This window comes from Francisella sp. LA112445 (genome assembly GCF_012224145.1).
Classification (GTDB): domain Bacteria; phylum Pseudomonadota; class Gammaproteobacteria; order Francisellales; family Francisellaceae; genus Francisella.
On record NZ_CP041030.1, the window covers coordinates 404,759 to 417,980 of the forward strand.

Consider the following 13,222-nt stretch of genomic DNA (forward strand, 5'->3'; position numbering starts at 1 on the left):
TAGTAACTTTTGTTTTGCTTATGATTAATAATTATCTGCAATTCTTTAGCACTAAACTCATACAAAAATACTTTGATATAGTTTCTGTATTCTCACGTACTTCATGTATGAGGTGAGCGGATTATAGACTTATGTTTGATTTTGTCAATAAAAAATTACAGCTTGAATTTATTTTACTTTTACTCAATAATATTTTTTAATTAATAAATTGTATTTAATAGAGGAATTGAGATGTCTGAAATAAATCAAGTAGGTAAAGTTTATGAGCGTCCTTGGGGAACTTATCAAACTATTAATTTTACAGAAAAAAGCCAAACTAAAATCATTACAGTAAAGCCTAAAGGCCAACTTTCTTTACAGAAGCATTTTAAAAGAGCCGAGCATTGGGTTGTTGTAACAGGTAAGCCAACTATAACAGTTGATGATAGTGTTAAGCAATATAATGTTGGCGAGCATATTTTTATCCCTAAAGAAGCTGTACATAGGCTAGAGAACTTTACAGATAGTGATATTCAGATTATTGAAGTTCAAGTAGGTGATTACCTTGGTGAAGATGATATCGTGCGATTAGAAGATATTTACAAGCGTGATTAATTTCTAAAAAAATACCAAAAAAAATATTTATTCTATACTCCTTCATTTACAATAGTTATTGTATTTTTATTTTAATAAAAGGAGTATCTCTATGGCTATAAAATCAAAAGCAGCTGTTGCATATAAAGCAGGTCAGCCATTGACTGTTGAGATGGTTAATGTTTCTTTACCTAAAGATAATGAAGTTTTAGTTGAGATTAGAGCAACGGGTATTTGTCATACAGATGCATTTACTTTATCAGGAGCAGACCCAGAGGGGCTATTTCCAGCAATATTAGGACATGAGGGAGCTGGTGTTGTAGTTGAGGTTGGTAAAAATGTTACATCTGTGAAACCAGGAGACCATGTAATTGCTCTTTATACTCCAGAGTGTAGAGAATGTGAATATTGTTTAAATCCAAAAACTAATCTGTGTCAAGCAATTCGTGAAACTCAAGGAAAGGGTTTGATGCCAGATGGTAGTTCAAGGTTTACTACGCAAGATGGTAGAGAAATATTTCATTATATGGGTTGCTCTACATTTTCAAATTATACTGTGTTACCAGAAATAGCAGTAGCTAAGATCCGTAAAGATGCACCTTTAGACAAGGTTTGTTATATAGGTTGTGGTGTAACTACAGGTGTTGGGGCTGTCGTTAAAACTGCAAATGTCGAGGCTGGAGCAAGTGTTGTTGTGTTTGGCTTAGGTGGAATCGGCTTAAATGTGATACAAGGAGCTAAGCTTGTCGGAGCTGGACAGATAGTTGGTGTTGATATTAATAATGATAAAAAAGAATTAGCAGAAAAATATGGTATGACAGATTTTGTGAATCCAAATGAGATTGATGAAGATCTGGTACAACATCTTATTCGTCTAACTGGCGGTGGAGCTGATTATAGTTTTGAATGTATTGGTAATACGAAAGTTATGCGTCAAGCCTTGGAATGTGCTCATAAAGGTTGGGGACAGAGTGTAATAATAGGAGTTGCTGGAGCTGGGCAAGAGATTAGTACAAGACCATTTCAGCTTGTGACAGGGCGTACATGGAAAGGCTCGGCATTTGGAGGCATGAGAGGTAGAACTGATGTGCCAATGATCGTTGACTGGTATATGGATGGTCGTATAGATATAGATAATCTTATTACTTCAAATATTAAAATAGAAGATATTAATAAAGGTTTTGAAAATATGCACAATAATATTAGAACAGTTGTTACTTTTTAATTAATGAGAATAAAATAAATGAAAAAGATTGTAATTTTAATATCTTTAATAATTCTTGTTTGGGGAAATGTTTTTGCTTCACCTCATTATGGTTTTTTGTCTAAAAGTCAATTACCAAATAGCTATAAACTTTTACCAGCACCTCCGGTAATGGAGGTAGGTCCTAATGGTAAAAACTATCCAGCATTTGCTCAAGATAAAGCTATTTCACAGAAACTTTTTGATGATAAAAATCAAACTTATTTCAATGGTAACCCTATACCAAAACAGAGGTTGCAGGAGGCAATAGATGATAGTAATAAAAGTACGCAATATTTTCTGAAAATATTTATAGATCCTATGAATATTAGTGATAAAGAGAAAAAAGAAATAAAAGAAGCTATTAAAGATATAGTAACTAAAGTTGTTTTAGATTCGGCTAACTCTACTGCAGTGGCAAAAGAAAAGTATAACAGAGTACGTCCATATTATTACTATGGGAAGTCCAGTTGTGATGGCGAGGATTTATCATCTAAGAAACGAGAGTTATCATATCCATCAGGTCATGCTATTAGAGGGATAACAGTTGCTAGAGTTTTAGCAAAAATATTACCTAACAAATATAGGGAACAGTTATTTCATAGAGGCATAGAGTATGGTAATAGTAGAGTGATCTGTGGAGATCATTGGCAAAGTGATATAGAAGCATCAAGAGTACTTTCTGGCTTTGTTATGAATGCACTAGAGCAAAATAATAAATATAAAATAAGTATCAAACAAGCTAAACAGAAAGTTAGAGAGATTATTGATCAGAAATAAAATTAAAATAAATTGAAAAAATTAAGGTTTAAGTATTATTTTTGATTATAAGCTTTAATAGCCTTTTCAAGAAGCTCTAGGGCTCTTTTAAGTGATTTTTCTTCTAAAATGTATGCAATTCGGACTTCATCTTTACCAAGACCTTTTGTCGCATAGAAATCAGCTGCAGGAGAGATCATTACAGTTTCTTTATTATCTTCAAAGTCAGTTAGTAACCAAAGAGCAAATTTCTCAGCATCATCAATTGGAAGTTTTGCAACTACATAGAAAGCACCTGTTGGCTTCTCACAAATTACATCTTCCATTTTAGAAAGCGCTTCAAAAGTTACATCTCTTCTTTTTTGATACTCTTGGTTTACTTCTTTTAGATAATCTTCAGAAACTTCATAAAGAGCTGCTGAGCCTATTTGCTCAAGAGTTGGTGCACATAGTCTAGTTTGGCAAAGTTTTGTAACTTGAGTAATAAAATCCTTGTTTTTAGAGCAAAGAGAGCCGATTCTTGCACCACAAGCACTATAACGCTTAGAAACAGAATCAACTATTATAACTCTATCTTCAACACCTTTGATGTTACCAAAAGAAGTACAAGTAAGTCCATCATAAGTGAATTCACGATATACTTCATCACTAATGATAAAAAGATCTTTCTCTTTAGCAACCTCTGCTAAAGTCTCAAGTTCTTCTTTAGTATAAACAACACCTGTTGGATTTCCTGGGTTAGAAATCATAATAGCACGAGTCTTATCTGTAACGCATGCTAAGATTTCTTCTTTTGATGGTAAGTGAAATCCTTCTTCAGCTTTTGTTGTAATTGGTCTAATAGCTACATCAACAGCTGTAGTAAAACCATTGTAGTTTGTATAAAAAGGCTCTGGTACAAGTATCTCTTCACCAGCATTACAAGTTGCAATTGCTGCAAATATAAGAGCTTCTGAACCACCGTTTGTGATTAAGATTTCATTCTCTGCAAAATCCATACCAAATCTTTTGTAGTATTTTGATATTGCTTTGATTAGGCTAGGTTCACCATTTGCTACTGAGTAAGCAATAGTTTCTTTATCATAAGCTCTAATAGCATCCATAAACTCACGAGGAGTTTTAATATCTGGCTGACCGATATTTAAGTGGTAAACTTTTTTACCTTCTTTTTCAGCCTGGATTGAATATGGCACTAACTTACGAACTGGAGAGGCTTGCATTGCCTGTACTCTTTTTGATAATTGCATTTTCTTGATCCTATATTTGTTGGGTTTTACATATTGAATTATAATATATTTTTATCTATTAAAGAAAGGCTAATGAATTATATTTGTTGACAAAACTTGTATAAAATCAAACGAGAATATATATTAGTTATGTCCAATAAAAAATAACTGATCACTTATGTTGTTACATTTATCTATAAAAAACTTCGCGATTATAAAATCTACAGAAATTGATTTTAAAAGTGGTATGACAGTTTTAACAGGAGAGACTGGGGCGGGTAAATCAATTTTACTTGATGCTTTAAGTTTTGTACTAGGAGCAAGGCTTGAAAAGACATTTTTGCACGATGATCAAATTACAGAAGTATCTGCCACTTTTTGCATAAAAGATAATCTAAAAGCTAAGAGGCTTTTAGATGAGCTTTTTATTGATTATGAGAGTAATGAATGTACTTTTAGGCGTGTTGTTAATAAATCAAAACAAAGTCGCTTATTTATAAATGGTAGTGTAGTAAAAGCAACAGATGTTAAAAAAGTATCAGATAAACTAATAAATATTTATAGTCAAAACTCACATCAAGATTTATTAGATCCAAAATCTCAGTTAGGCTTACTAGATAGTTTCGCAAATAATGATCAATTATTAGCTTCTGTTTCAGAATCTTTCTATCAGTTACAAAAAGTGAATGCTCAAATAAAAGATCTACAAGAGTTAGTTGAGAGCCAAAATAGTCAACGAGAATTGCTTGAATATAAATTAGAAGAGCTAGTTTCTTTAGAGTTAGGTGAAAATGAGTTTGAAGAGTTATCTCAAAAGCAAAAGGATTTATCTAGTGTTGATGATATTAGTTATAGTTTAAATTTCATATCTAATTTAATGTATGATGATGAGACAAATATAACAGCTATGCTTAGCGAACTTGAAAAAGAGTCTTTAAAGCTAGAAGGAGTAAGTTTTAGCAACCTACAAGAGCTAATATCTCAAACAAAAGTATATGCCCAAGAAGCTTACCAAGAAGCACAAAATAAATTAGAGGCACTAGAGCAAGATCCTGAAGAGCTTGCAAAAATAGAACAAAGAATGAGTGATATATATGATCTTGCGCGTAAGCATAAGGTAGAACCTAGTTATTTATATCAATATATTCAGGAGCTACAAACTGAACTTGAAAACTTTGCTAATGAAAGCACGAAGTTAAGTGAGCTTGAAAAACAAAGGCAAGATTTAGAGCAAAAGTATACTGAGTATGCAACTAAACTTAGTAATGCTCGTAATAAAGCAGCAAAAGAATTTTCAAAACAAGTAGAGAAAAATATTCGTTCATTGAATATTCCTAAAGGTAGCTTTATTGCACAAGTGATAAAAAGTAGCACAAATACTTCAAAAGGGTTTGATGAATGCCAGTTTATGATCAATTTTAATCTTGGAGAAGAACTTGCACCTGTCAAAAAAGTAGCATCAGGTGGAGAGTTAAGTAGAATAGGGCTTTCAATTCAAGCTGTTTCTGCTGAAAAAAGATCATACCCAACATTGGTTTTTGATGAGGTTGATGTGGGCATATCTGGAGCAACAGCAGAAATAGTAGGTCGACTTTTAAAGAAACTTTCTGAGAAGTTGCAAGTCTTATGTATTACTCATCAACCCCAAGTAGCAGCTCAGGGTCAAACACATTTACATGTAAGTAAGAAATATCTTAAAGATACAACAGAATCAAAGATTATAGAGCTTAGCTATGACCAACGTATTATAGAAATAGCTAAGATAGTAGGAGGGGTAGATATCTCCGAGAATACTCTTAAGCATGCAAAAGAGCTACTGGGAGGAATTTAAGACTCATAGCTGTTAAAATGTGTTTGGGCAGGTGCTTGGTACATTACTAGTTGTTAGATCAGAGGCATTGCTATTGTATGAGCATGACCACTGTATTACACTATCATTAGTTATAGAACCAGTTAGTCTAATTATGTCATTTGTATCATTAAATACATTTGGAGCTGCTTGACTTAGGTTTATCTCAATAGTTCCACTAGAGTCTGTACCATTTATTATAGAAATTCCAGTAGGTATATCTGTAAAAGTTAAATCAGCTATATTATCTCCAAAGTTTAGATGCTCATCAATCTGTGTTTTTATATTTCCAACTTTTGATATCGAATCTATAATAGTAGCACGCTCTCTATAGTGTGAGTACATAGGTATTGCGATAGCTGCTAAAATAGCAATAATGGTAACTACAACTATCAATTCAACCAGAGAAAAGCCTTCTTTGGTTTTCATTCTTTTCATCATTACTTAGTTCCTTACATATTCTTATAACTTTGATAATAATAAAAAATTAAAGTTTTGCTAAAATCTGATTTTAAATATCAACAGTAAAAAAATCTAATTAATTATTAAGAGAAAAAACCTATTTCAATTTATTTTTGAAAGGTGATTAAAATGAATTTAAAGAATGAAATGTATTTAATTATTAGCTATTAGTTTGCAATAGTACAGTCAGCAGGAACAGTACTTGAAGTATAGTTACCGTTACCTTCTATTGCACATGCCCAAGTTACAGCACCATTTGAAGCAGTACCAGTCAAACGAATATCACCAGCAGGTACTTGTGCAGTATCCATTACATAGTCGATTACAACAGCAGTAGAACCACTAACTGCAACTGTAGAGCCACTGCTTAGAGTATTAGCATCAGTGTTAGCAGCAGCAATCAGGTTATTCTTTTGTGTACTTCCATCAGTTTGAGTTAGAGCCTCAGCTGCTTGAGCTTTGATTCCGCCTAATTTAGATATTTCACTACTAACCTTTGCACGGGTAGTGTAATTAGAGTACATAGGGATAGCTACTGCTGCTAAGATAGCAATGATAGCAACAACAACCATTAACTCAACTAGTGAGAAACCTTTTTGAGTTTTTGCTTTTAAGTTTTTCATGATATTTTCCTTATAGGTTATTTTACATTTCTCTGAAGGTTTGGAGAAAAGTCACCTTACCATCAGGTAACTTCAATTATAGACATAAAAAAGCCTCATTCAAGCGATTTTTGAAAAAAATAATTAAATTTATTTAATAAACCTAAAGATGATTTTTTTGTGATTTGTAACGCAAATCTTTGTTATACTTGTTTTATAGCAGGATTTATGTATAAAAATAATGAAACAAATAGTTAAAAATAATTTTGATCAGTTAAAGAGTTTTTTCAAAAAACCGAAAGTTTTAAATGAGAAAATTCCTAAATACTTACAATTAAAATATACCTTTATACCTATAATGTTGGTTGTAGTATTTGTGTTTTATAATGTTGATACTCCTGTTGAGGACTATATCAAACATTCTATGCCTCATATTATTGATACTATTTTTAGAGATATTACAAATGTAGGAAAAGCTGAATATATTCTCATAATCTGTGTGGTTATTATTCTTGCAAGGCTAATTTGTGATCCTAGAAAGATTTCTGAGAAGTTTGAGTCTTTGTTTAATAAGCTGTCAGTTTATGCTGGATTTATGATTGCCACAGTTGCAATTAGTGGTATTTTTGGTCAAATATTAAAAATGATCATAGGAAGAGCTCGTCCTAAGTTCTTTTTACAATATGGATCTCATTATTTTGAGCATTTTCATGCACCTGGATATGATTTTGCAAGTATGCCATCTGGGCACTCAATAACAGTAGCTGCGATGTTTTTAGCATTTATGTATATGGTTCCAAGATTAAAATACATGTGGTATGTGTTGATTGTAATATTTGCTGGTAGTAGAGTGATAATAGCAGCTCATTATCCTAGTGATGTTATATTTGGTGTAGCTATAGGCTTATATAGCACAACTTATATATATTACTGGATGAAAAATAGAGAAATGTTGTAAAATTAAATCTAAATTTATTGTACCTTTAGTTCAAAAAATAGTTTCAAAAAAATGTCAAAAGGCCTTATAAATTTGTTATTATATAGGCATAAATCTTAATTTGTATCTTAGAAAATTAACTATGATTTTAATCGATGGTAAAGCCCTTTCATTAAGTCTAAAACAAAGACTATTTCATCAAGTAAAAGAATATAAGAATAATACTGGAATAACTCCAAAGCTTGTAGCTATTATAGTTGGTGATGATCCGGCTAGTAAAACTTATGTTGGCTCTAAAGAAAAAGCCTGTGCAAAAGTTGGTATTGACTCTGAAGTGATTACTTTACCTGAGACAACTACAGAACAGGAATTATTAGCATTAATACATAAGTTAAATAATGATGATGGTGTTAATGGGATTCTTGTACAACTTCCTTTACCTGCGCATATTGATAAGCAAAAGATTATATACAATATCAAACCTGAGAAGGATGTGGATGGTTTTCATCCTACAAATGTGGGTAGGCTTCAACTAAGAGATAAGAAGTGTCTTGAGTCATGTACTCCTAAAGGTATTATGACTATGCTAAGAGAGTATGGTATAAAAACTGAAGGTGCTTATGCTGTAGTAGTTGGTGCGAGTAATATAGTTGGTAAGCCAGTTTCACAGTTGTTATTAAATGCGAAGGCAACTGTAACAACTTGTCATAGGTTTACACAAGATCTTAAGTTACATACGACTAAGGCAGATATATTGATTGTAGCGGTAGGTAAGCATAACTTTATAACAGCAGATATGGTTAAGCCTGGAGCTGTAGTAATTGATGTTGGCATAAACCATGTGGATGGAAAAATATGTGGCGATGTTGACTTTGAAAATGTGAAAGATAAGGTTTCTGCTATTACTCCTGTACCAGGAGGCGTTGGACCTATGACAATTACAGAGCTTTTATATAATACATTTCAGTGTTGTAAAGAGCAGAATGAGGATTAATTTCATCAAGTAGTTATATTAGTCAAACTACCTAATTTCAAAGGTGGTTTGACTGTTGTTATTGCTAGACAAAAGTACGTAGAAAAGGAATTTAAAATGGCAAGCTTAAAATATGAAGATGCTGGAGTAAATATTGAAGCAGGAAATCAAGCTGTAGAAAGAATGAAAGATCATGTGAAAAGGACGTTCACAAAAGATGTTCTGACTGGCTTGGGAAGCTTTGGCTCACTTTATTCATTAAAAGACATCGTTAACAAATATGATGATCCTGTTCTAGTACAATCTATTGATGGTGTTGGTACAAAGACTAAAGTTGCTGTGATGTGCGGTAAGTTTGAGAATCTTGGTTATGATCTTTTTTCAGCTGCTACTAATGATATTGTCGTGATGGGAGCTAAGCCAATTACTTTTCTAGATTATGTTGCTCATGATAAGTTAGATCCTGAAGTTATGGAAGAGCTTGTTAAAGGAATGTCAAAAGCTTGTGCAGAGTGTGGAGTATCTTTGGTAGGTGGTGAAACTGCAGAAATGCCTGGGGTATATCAAGCTGGTGAGATTGATATGGTGGGTGTTATTACAGGAGTCGTTGATAAGAATAAGATTATCAATGGTGAAAATATCAAAGAGGGTGATGTTGTATTTGGACTAAGCTCATCAGGGCTGCATACAAATGGCTATTCTTTTGCACGTAAATTATTTTTTGATGTGGCTGGTAATAAGCATACAGATACATATCCTGAACTAGACGGTAAAACAATAGGTGATGTGTTACTTGAGCCTCATATCAACTATACAAATATTATTCATGATTTTCTAGATGATGGTGTTGATATTAAAGGTATGGCACATATTACAGGTGGTGGTTTTATTGAGAATATTCCACGCGTGTTACCAAAAGGTTTAGGCGCACAGATTTCTAAAGATAGCTTTAAGACACCTGCAGTTTTTAAGGTAATGCAGAGAATAGGTGAAATTAGTGAGTTTGAGATGTATAGATCATTTAATATGGGTATAGGTATGACTATTATTGCTAGCCAAGATCAATACGAGAAAATGCGACAGCTTGCTGAAAAACATACTAATACTAAGCTATATCAAATAGGTAAAATTACAAATTCAGGTAAGGTGGAAATCATCTAATGATTGATAAACAGATTATCGTAAATAATATAAAAAATGTTTTAAAATCAACAAACCTTGATATTAAAGATAAGTACACTGGTAAAGTTAGAGATATGTACTTTACTGATGATAAAAGTATCTTGATATCTACAGATAGACAGTCTGCATTTGATAGATCTTTAGGGTTTATTCCTTTTAAAGGACAGATACTTGCGCAATCATCAGTGTGGTGGTTTAAAGAAACTGCTCATATTGTCAAAAGTCATTTTATAGAATCGCCAGATCCAAATGTTGTAATTGCTAGAAAAGCAAAAGTATTACCAATTGAATTTGTGGTTAGAGGCTATATAACAGGTTCAACATCTACTTCTTTATGGACACATTACAAAGATGGTAGTCGTGATTATTGTGGTAATATTTTGCCTGAGGGTTTAGTCAAAAACCAAAAACTTCCGCAAAATATCTTAACACCAACTACCAAAGAGCAAGATCATGATCGTCCAATTTCTGCACAAGATATTGTCAAAGAAGGTTGGTTAACCCAGGAACAATGGGATTTTGCTTCACAAAAGGCATTAGAACTTTTTGAATTTGGTCAACAAAAAGCACTAGAGCATGGGTTAATCCTAGCAGATACTAAATATGAGTTCGGTATTGATGAGAAAACTGGCGAAATTATTTTAATTGATGAAATACATACACCAGATAGTTCAAGGTTTTGGCTAGAAAGCACTTATACTGATAGAGTTGAGAAAGGTTTAGAACCTGAAAATATTGATAAAGAGTTCTTTAGACTTTGGTTTGCTAAAAATTGTGATCCATATAAAGATGAGGTTTTACCTGAAGCACCTGAAGATCTGATTGTTGAGCTATCACAAAAATATATAACACTTTTTGAAATGATAACTGGACAGAAGTTTGAGCTACCAAAAGATTTAGAAAATATAAATCAGCGTATTGCTGAAAATGTTACAAATTATTTAAATACGGAGAAACAAATGAATATTCTTCTAGTTGGTTCAGGTAGTAGAGAACATGCTATTGCTGAAGCTGTTAAGAAGAGCGCTATCGAGAATAATCTTTATTGTATTAGTGGTGCGGTGAATCCAGGTATTGATAAAATAGCACAAGGCTATAAGGTTGCTAATATTTGTGACTGTGATGCCGTTTTAGAATATGCAAAGGCACAAAATATTAATATAGCTATAATTGGTCCAGAAGCTCCTTTAGAAGTTGGGCTTGCAGATACTTTAAAAGCTCATGGTATAGGAGTGGTTGGTCCAACAAAGGATCTAGCACAATTAGAGACATCTAAAGGCTTTACTAGAGATTTAATCCGTGATTATAAAATAGGTGCTAATCCATACTTTAAAAAGTTTAATTCAATGGATGGTGTTGAGGAGACTCTAAAGAAATATGCTAAGCAATTTGTGATTAAAGCAGATGGGCTTTGCGGAGGTAAAGGTGTACTTGTATGGGGTGATCACTTAAACAGTATGTCTGAAGCTATTAAACATTGCCAGTCATTAGTAGATGCAGGGAAAGAGTTTGTAATTGAAGAGAAGTTGGTTGGACAAGAGTTTTCTCTAATATCATTTACTGATGGTAAAAATTTTATCCATATGCCAGCTGTGCAAGATCATAAAAGAGCTCATGAGGGTGATAAAGGTCCTAATACGGGTGGTATGGGAACATACTCTGATGCAGATCATAGCTTACCATTTTTATCTGATAAGGATATTCAAAGAGCTAAAGAAATAAATGAAAAAGTAGTGCATGCGCTAGCAGAGAAATTTGGTAAACCATATCAAGGTATCCTTTATGGTGGCTTTATGGCTACTAAAAATGATACAAAGGTTATTGAGTACAATGCTCGCTTTGGTGACCCTGAGGCGATGAACTTATTGACTTTACTTGAGACTGATTTTGTTGAGATTGCTGAAGCAATAACAAAAGGGACACTTGGAAAAGTAAATTCAAGCTTTAAAAAACAAGCAAGTGTATGTAAATATCTAGTACCATTAGGTTATCCGAATCAATCGGTTAAAAACTTTGAAATTGATATTTCACAGTGTCCAGATAATGTTGAGCTTTTTCTTGGGGCTGTTGATTATAAAGATGGTAAGCTGATTGGTACAGGATCAAGGGCAATAGCAGTGCTTGGTTTGGGGGATACTATTGCAGAAGCTGAGCAAAAAGCTGAAAATGCAGTGAAAAATATTTATGGGAAAATGTATCACCGCCCAGATATTGGTACAAAAGAGCTTATCAATAAACGTATAAGGCATATGAATTTATTACGTGGTAATAAATATCAGGAGCTATAAGTCGTGGCTAAGCTAAAACTTGCAATATTAGGTTCAACGCGAGGTACTAATATGCAAGCTATAATTGATGCTATATCAGCAAAAGAAATAGATGCTAGTATAGATGTTGTTATTTCAAATAGGAAATCTGCATACATATTAGAAAGAGCTGGGAACTATAATATTCCAAATAAATTTATAAGTGCCAAAGGACTAGATCGAGAAGAGTACGATAAGACACTTGTCAATGAAATTGAAAAATACAATCCAGATTTGATTTTATTGATTGGTTTTATGCGTATTTTAAGTCCTGTTTTTATAAATAGCTTTAAAAATAAAATCTTAAATATTCATCCTTCGCTTTTACCGAAACATGCGGGATTAATGGATCTTGGTGTGCATCAATCTGTGATTAATGCTGGTGATAATATCTCGGGTTGTACTATCCATCAAGTCACAGAAGAGGTTGATGCTGGAGATACTATTTTACAGCTTAAGTGTGATGTTAGTGATGATGAAACTGCTGAAAGTTTAAAGGTTAAAGTGCAAGATTTAGAAAGTAAAGCATGGGTTGAAGTTATTAAAGGTTGGAAAAAATAGTTTAATTAATAAGTTCAGTATGACATTTATGGTTTTGATGTGGGGAGAAGTTATATATGAGTATAGATGTTGGTGTAATAATGGGCTCTAAATCTGATTGGAGCACAATGAAAGAATGCTGCGATATCTTAGATAGCTTAGGCATAAGCTATGAGTGTGAGGTAGTATCTGCACATAGAACTCCAGATAAAATGTTTAGCTATGCTGAGACTGCTAAACAAAGAGGGCTTAAAGTTATAATCGCTGGAGCTGGAGGAGCGGCACATCTTCCTGGTATGGTTGCTGCAAAAACTGATCTACCAGTATTAGGAGTTCCGGTTAAATCTAGTACATTAAGTGGTAAAGATAGTTTATTGTCTATAGTACAAATGCCAGCAGGTATTCCAGTTGCTACTTTTGCAATAGGAGTAGCAGGAAGTAAGAATGCAGCACTCTTTGCAGCGAGTATTTTACAACATACAAATCCTAAGATAGGTCAGGCACTAGAGAAATTTAGAGCCGATCAAACTAAGACTGTTTTAGAAAATCCAAACCCTAGAGAGCAGTAGG

The 13,222-nt window shown here is 33.1% G+C and carries 13 protein-coding genes; 10 read left to right on the forward strand and 3 right to left on the reverse strand.

Annotation, left to right across the window (positions count from 1 at the left end; all coding sequences use genetic code 11):
* Nucleotides 1-231 precede the first annotated feature (231 nt).
* The 3 genes from FIP56_RS02070 to FIP56_RS02080 all read left to right on the forward strand — a co-directional run bounded on the left by FIP56_RS02070 (nucleotide 232) and on the right by FIP56_RS02080 (nucleotide 2,596).
* Nucleotides 232-594 (forward strand): phosphomannose isomerase type II C-terminal cupin domain, encoded by a 363-nt coding sequence (locus FIP56_RS02070; RefSeq protein ID WP_192577320.1) that lies wholly within the window; start codon nucleotides 232-234, stop codon nucleotides 592-594.
* Between the two features lie 91 nt (nucleotides 595-685).
* Nucleotides 686-1,798 carry an S-(hydroxymethyl)glutathione dehydrogenase/class III alcohol dehydrogenase gene (locus FIP56_RS02075; protein ID WP_192577321.1) on the forward strand — a complete coding sequence of 371 codons (1,113 nt, stop codon included), beginning with the start codon at nucleotides 686-688 and terminating at the stop codon, nucleotides 1,796-1,798.
* A gap of 18 nt (nucleotides 1,799-1,816) precedes the next feature.
* A complete protein-coding gene (locus tag FIP56_RS02080; protein ID WP_192577322.1) occupies nucleotides 1,817-2,596 on the forward strand; it encodes a phosphatase PAP2 family protein in 780 nt (259 codons plus the stop codon).
* Between the two features lie 35 nt (nucleotides 2,597-2,631).
* On the opposite strand, the gene FIP56_RS02085 is transcribed toward FIP56_RS02080, so the two are convergent.
* A complete protein-coding gene (locus FIP56_RS02085; RefSeq protein WP_192577323.1) occupies nucleotides 2,632-3,822 on the reverse strand; it encodes a pyridoxal phosphate-dependent aminotransferase in 1,191 nt (396 codons plus the stop codon).
* Between the two features lie 157 nt (nucleotides 3,823-3,979).
* Here FIP56_RS02085 and recN point away from each other — a divergent pair, with 157 nt between their 5' ends.
* Nucleotides 3,980-5,632 carry a DNA repair protein RecN gene (gene recN / locus FIP56_RS02090; RefSeq protein ID WP_192577324.1) on the forward strand — a complete coding sequence of 551 codons (1,653 nt, stop codon included), beginning with the start codon at nucleotides 3,980-3,982 and terminating at the stop codon, nucleotides 5,630-5,632.
* 12 nt (nucleotides 5,633-5,644) lie between these two features.
* Here recN and FIP56_RS02095 read toward each other — a convergent pair whose 3' ends face one another.
* Nucleotides 5,645-6,079, reverse strand: a complete 435-nt coding sequence (locus FIP56_RS02095; protein WP_192578833.1) for a prepilin-type N-terminal cleavage/methylation domain-containing protein — start codon at nucleotides 6,077-6,079, stop codon at nucleotides 5,645-5,647.
* Between the two features lie 200 nt (nucleotides 6,080-6,279).
* The gene (locus FIP56_RS02100; protein ID WP_192577325.1) at nucleotides 6,280-6,735 is read right to left on the reverse strand and encodes a pilin; all 456 of its coding nucleotides are present in this window, start codon (nucleotides 6,733-6,735) and stop codon (nucleotides 6,280-6,282) included.
* Nucleotides 6,736-6,952: 217 nt separating this feature from the next.
* Here FIP56_RS02100 and lpxE point away from each other — a divergent pair, with 217 nt between their 5' ends.
* The 6 genes from lpxE to purE all read left to right on the forward strand — a co-directional run bounded on the left by lpxE (nucleotide 6,953) and on the right by purE (nucleotide 13,221).
* The gene (gene lpxE, locus FIP56_RS02105; RefSeq protein ID WP_192578834.1) at nucleotides 6,953-7,672 is read left to right on the forward strand and encodes a lipid A 1-phosphatase LpxE; all 720 of its coding nucleotides are present in this window, start codon (nucleotides 6,953-6,955) and stop codon (nucleotides 7,670-7,672) included.
* 121 nt (nucleotides 7,673-7,793) lie between these two features.
* Nucleotides 7,794-8,645 carry a bifunctional methylenetetrahydrofolate dehydrogenase/methenyltetrahydrofolate cyclohydrolase FolD gene (gene folD, locus FIP56_RS02110; protein WP_192577326.1) on the forward strand — a complete coding sequence of 284 codons (852 nt, stop codon included), beginning with the start codon at nucleotides 7,794-7,796 and terminating at the stop codon, nucleotides 8,643-8,645.
* 96 nt (nucleotides 8,646-8,741) lie between these two features.
* Nucleotides 8,742-9,785, forward strand: coding sequence for a phosphoribosylformylglycinamidine cyclo-ligase (gene purM, locus FIP56_RS02115; RefSeq protein ID WP_192577327.1), 1,044 nt, complete (start codon nucleotides 8,742-8,744; stop codon nucleotides 9,783-9,785).
* Nucleotides 9,785-12,094, forward strand: a complete 2,310-nt coding sequence (gene purD / locus FIP56_RS02120) for a phosphoribosylamine--glycine ligase (protein WP_192577328.1) — start codon at nucleotides 9,785-9,787, stop codon at nucleotides 12,092-12,094. The genes purM and purD overlap by 1 nt, the downstream gene beginning before the upstream one ends.
* 3 nt (nucleotides 12,095-12,097) lie before the next feature.
* A complete protein-coding gene (purN, locus tag FIP56_RS02125; RefSeq protein ID WP_192577329.1) occupies nucleotides 12,098-12,673 on the forward strand; it encodes a phosphoribosylglycinamide formyltransferase in 576 nt (191 codons plus the stop codon).
* A gap of 56 nt (nucleotides 12,674-12,729) precedes the next feature.
* Nucleotides 12,730-13,221: a 5-(carboxyamino)imidazole ribonucleotide mutase gene (gene purE, locus FIP56_RS02130; RefSeq protein WP_192577330.1), complete on the forward strand. Its 492-nt coding sequence runs from the start codon at nucleotides 12,730-12,732 to the stop codon at nucleotides 13,219-13,221.
* The last annotated feature ends 1 nt before the right edge of the window (nucleotide 13,222 follow it).

Excerpts from the sequence above, each read along its gene's own strand:
- recN (WP_192577324.1), top strand. The coding sequence starts at position 3,980 with ATGTTGTTACATTTATCTATAAAAAACTTCGCGATTATAAAATCTACA.
- folD (WP_192577326.1), top strand. The coding sequence starts at position 7,794 with ATGATTTTAATCGATGGTAAAGCCCTTTCATTAAGTCTAAAACAAAGA.
- FIP56_RS02075 (WP_192577321.1), top strand. The coding sequence starts at position 686 with ATGGCTATAAAATCAAAAGCAGCTGTTGCATATAAAGCAGGTCAGCCA.
- FIP56_RS02085 (WP_192577323.1), bottom strand. The coding sequence starts at position 3,822 with ATGCAATTATCAAAAAGAGTACAGGCAATGCAAGCCTCTCCAGTTCGT.
- FIP56_RS02080 (WP_192577322.1), top strand. The coding sequence starts at position 1,817 with ATGAAAAAGATTGTAATTTTAATATCTTTAATAATTCTTGTTTGGGGA.
- FIP56_RS02095 (WP_192578833.1), bottom strand. The coding sequence starts at position 6,079 with ATGAAAACCAAAGAAGGCTTTTCTCTGGTTGAATTGATAGTTGTAGTT.
- FIP56_RS02070 (WP_192577320.1), top strand. The coding sequence starts at position 232 with ATGTCTGAAATAAATCAAGTAGGTAAAGTTTATGAGCGTCCTTGGGGA.
- purD (WP_192577328.1), top strand. The coding sequence starts at position 9,785 with ATGATTGATAAACAGATTATCGTAAATAATATAAAAAATGTTTTAAAA.
- purM (WP_192577327.1), top strand. The coding sequence starts at position 8,742 with ATGGCAAGCTTAAAATATGAAGATGCTGGAGTAAATATTGAAGCAGGA.
- FIP56_RS02100 (WP_192577325.1), bottom strand. The coding sequence starts at position 6,735 with ATGAAAAACTTAAAAGCAAAAACTCAAAAAGGTTTCTCACTAGTTGAG.
- purE (WP_192577330.1), top strand. The coding sequence starts at position 12,730 with ATGAGTATAGATGTTGGTGTAATAATGGGCTCTAAATCTGATTGGAGC.